We start from the raw sequence: 2,767 nt of genomic DNA on the forward strand, positions 1-2,767 counted from the left end.
AGTTTTATGGCTGCTTTTTTTAAGCTGTTAATAGGCGCAATTAAATTGCGACTAAAAATAAAGCTCAGGATTAAAGAGGCAAAAATAGCTACCAAGATCTTCATCCAATTAGGCATTAACCTAAAGCGCATTAGTAGGGGGGGCTGATGGTTTATATCTATTTCATAAAGATAAAATTGCCCCTCTGGTACGGTAATATTAACAGGGCCGAAAGCTTGGTATTTTTCGGTAAAAATAATTTGCGGAGGCAAATTCTGGCTAAAGCTAAGTAAGTTTAAATCTATATCAGCGGGTATATCTTTACTGCTTAATGCGTCTTCGGGCTGTGCCGCACCTAAAAATAAAATTTTTCGTTTTGAAAGCCTAGGGTGCGATAAAACATCAGCAAGGGTGCGTTTATGTTTAGTGGCGCTTCGCTCAATGCTTTTGGCAGTATAAATTAGGTTTTTTTTCATTGGCCCACGCAAAGGCTCGGTGCTTACTGCATTAATTGCCGTAATGTTGCTTAAAAATATAAGCGCAGCCACCGTGCCCGTTATCGTTAGCCAAAACCAAGCAAATATTTTAAAAAATAAATAATGCCTAGGGTGCTTTAGCCATGCAAAGTAATGTTTATTACTCACCTTGGATGAAAACATAACCTGTACCTCGCATAGTTTTTATTCGCTCGCCTTGAATATGCTCAGCTATTTTTTTACGAATATTGCTAACATGCATATCAATTGAGCGGTCAAACGAAGCTAAGCGCCTACCTAATACTTCTTCGCTTATTTGCTCTTTACTGACAACTTCGCCGGCATTTTTAATTAATAGCACGAGTACCTCGTACTCTGTGCCAGTAAGTGTAAGAGGGTGGTCGTTAATGGTTGCCTCACGCGCTGCCAAATTAACTGTAATGCCATTTATATTTATTTTGCTAGGCGTTGCAGCGTTTAGGCTGTTTATGTGCTCTATGCGGCGGGTAATGGCTTTTACACGGGCAAGTAACTCGCGGTGATTAAAGGGTTTAGGTATGTAATCGTCTGCGCCAAGCTCTAGGCCAAAAATGCGGTCAAAGTCTTCGCCTTTTGCAGTGAGCATAATGACCGGCGTTAATTTGGTTTGCCTAAGTTTTTTAAGTACTTCAAAGCCATCAAGGGTGGGGAGCATTACATCAAGCAGTATCAATGCATAGTCGTTTGTTTGAGCAAGCTTTAAACCTTGCTCGCCATCGTGAACGCTTTGAACATCAAAGCCTTGCGCGGCTAAATATTCAGTAAGTAGTTCGCACAAACCTGTGTCGTCATCAATCATTAATAGCTTCATTTCAAACCCTTAGGCAGTTTCTATATGGGTATTTTACTTCGTAAATTGTGCAAAAGTGAATCTTTACACAACCTTTACACTGCTTTGCGTTACTTTGCGTTGCAAGCGGTATAGTTAACTCACTGGCTAAGCAGCCAAATTCAATCCATCCAATATTAAGGTGATGATTATGACTAAGGTAAATACACTTTCAAAATTAGTACTTATTTGTGGCCTAGCAACCGCTACCCTTGGCGCCGGTAGTGTATTAGCAAAAGGCGGCATGCACGATAAGCAAGGCCATTCTCAAGCGCGTTTTTTATTATCTGAGCGCGGCGCCGACAAGCTTGATTTAACCGACGAGCAACAAACGAAGCTTGAAGCTATTTTTGAAGAGCAAAAAACGCAAATGAAAGCCCTGCGTGGCGGTGACAAAGAAGCCCGTAAAGCTGAGCGCGAAGCGCATAAAGCAAAAATGGATGCACTACTTAGCGCTCCAACGTTTGACGAAAACGCAGCAAAAGAGCTCATAAATGCACGCCACGAAAAAGGCACTGAAATTGGTTTAATTAAACTTAAAACGCAGCATCAAGTCATGCAGGTGCTTAATGCTGAGCAGCAAGAAAAATTTGCTAAAATGCAAAAGCGTATGGGTAAAAAGCACCGTAAGCAAAGAGGCTAATATAGCCTTTATTTTACACATCAAAAAGCCAGCTTAATACTGGCTTTTGTCGTTTAAAAGGGTGAAGAATGCTTACTTAAAAAAGTCATCATCATTTTTAGCCATCATTTCCTCAATATCTTCTATCATATCTTGGCTAATTTGGTTAGCCGAGGTAATAGGCGTTGATATTTTATTGTTCTCAAAAGACCATTCACCTAAATCAATAAGCTGACAGCGCTTAGAACAAAAAGGACGATGTGGGCTTTGCTGTGACCACTCAACGTTGTTTTTACAGGTTGGGCAGTTAACAATTGTTGGCATATTTTACTCTCTACAATTAAGCGTTAAGTGCAGGTGCTTAACGCTACTTATTCTACATATTTGTAACGCGATTTATTTCAGCCAAAGACGTTAAACCATCTGCGGCTTTGCGTAAACCCGATAACCGTAAGTTATTAAACCCAGCTTGTAGTGATACCTCTGCTATTTCGAGTGAATTCCCCCCGCGCATAATAATTTGCGCTATTTCTGGGGTAATTTGCATTACTTCGTAAATACCTACACGGCCTTTGTAACCATCGGTACAATTTTCACAGCCTTTGGGCGCGTAGAGTGTCATATCCTCAATTTGCTCAGTACTAAAACCTTGGCGAGCTAATTCTTCTGCGGGCAGTGATTCTGGGACTTTACACTTAGTACATAAGCGCCTAGCTAAGCGCTGGGCAATAATCAAACTTATAGAGCTTGCTACGTTATACGCAGGTACGCCCATATTTAATAAACGCGTTATGGTTTCTGGCGCTGAGTTAGTATGTAGAG

The 2,767-nt window shown here is 40.8% G+C and carries 4 protein-coding genes and 1 pseudogene; 1 reads left to right on the forward strand and 4 read right to left on the reverse strand.

The genetic code is table 11. The features are described 5' to 3' along the window. Both AABI99_RS17930 and AABI99_RS17935 read right to left on the reverse strand, forming a co-directional pair. Positions 1-638 (reverse strand): annotated as a pseudogene (locus AABI99_RS17930) (two-component sensor histidine kinase); the annotation flags it as partial. Further along, positions 616-1,305: a response regulator transcription factor gene (locus tag AABI99_RS17935; RefSeq protein WP_338367480.1), complete on the reverse strand. Its 690-nt coding sequence runs from the start codon at positions 1,303-1,305 to the stop codon at positions 616-618. The gene AABI99_RS17935 and the pseudogene AABI99_RS17930, both read right to left, overlap by 23 nt. A 169-nt stretch (positions 1,306-1,474) precedes the next feature. Here AABI99_RS17935 and AABI99_RS17940 point away from each other — a divergent pair, with 169 nt between their 5' ends. Continuing rightward, entirely contained in the window at positions 1,475-1,966 is a 492-nt protein-coding gene (locus AABI99_RS17940; protein ID WP_338367481.1) for a Spy/CpxP family protein refolding chaperone, read from the forward strand. A 72-nt stretch (positions 1,967-2,038) separates the two neighbouring features. On the opposite strand, the gene yacG is transcribed toward AABI99_RS17940, so the two are convergent. Together yacG and AABI99_RS17950 are read right to left on the reverse strand one after the other, a co-directional pair. Continuing rightward, positions 2,039-2,269 carry a DNA gyrase inhibitor YacG gene (gene yacG, locus AABI99_RS17945; protein ID WP_338367482.1) on the reverse strand — a complete coding sequence of 77 codons (231 nt, stop codon included), beginning with the start codon at positions 2,267-2,269 and terminating at the stop codon, positions 2,039-2,041. A 52-nt stretch (positions 2,270-2,321) separates the two neighbouring features. After that, positions 2,322-2,767: ATPase, T2SS/T4P/T4SS family (locus tag AABI99_RS17950; protein ID WP_338367483.1), on the reverse strand; the 446-nt coding region annotated here is incomplete at its 5' end.

The sequence above is a fragment of the uncultured Pseudoalteromonas sp. genome (assembly GCF_963922945.1).
In the GTDB taxonomy this organism is placed as follows: domain Bacteria; phylum Pseudomonadota; class Gammaproteobacteria; order Enterobacterales; family Alteromonadaceae; genus Pseudoalteromonas.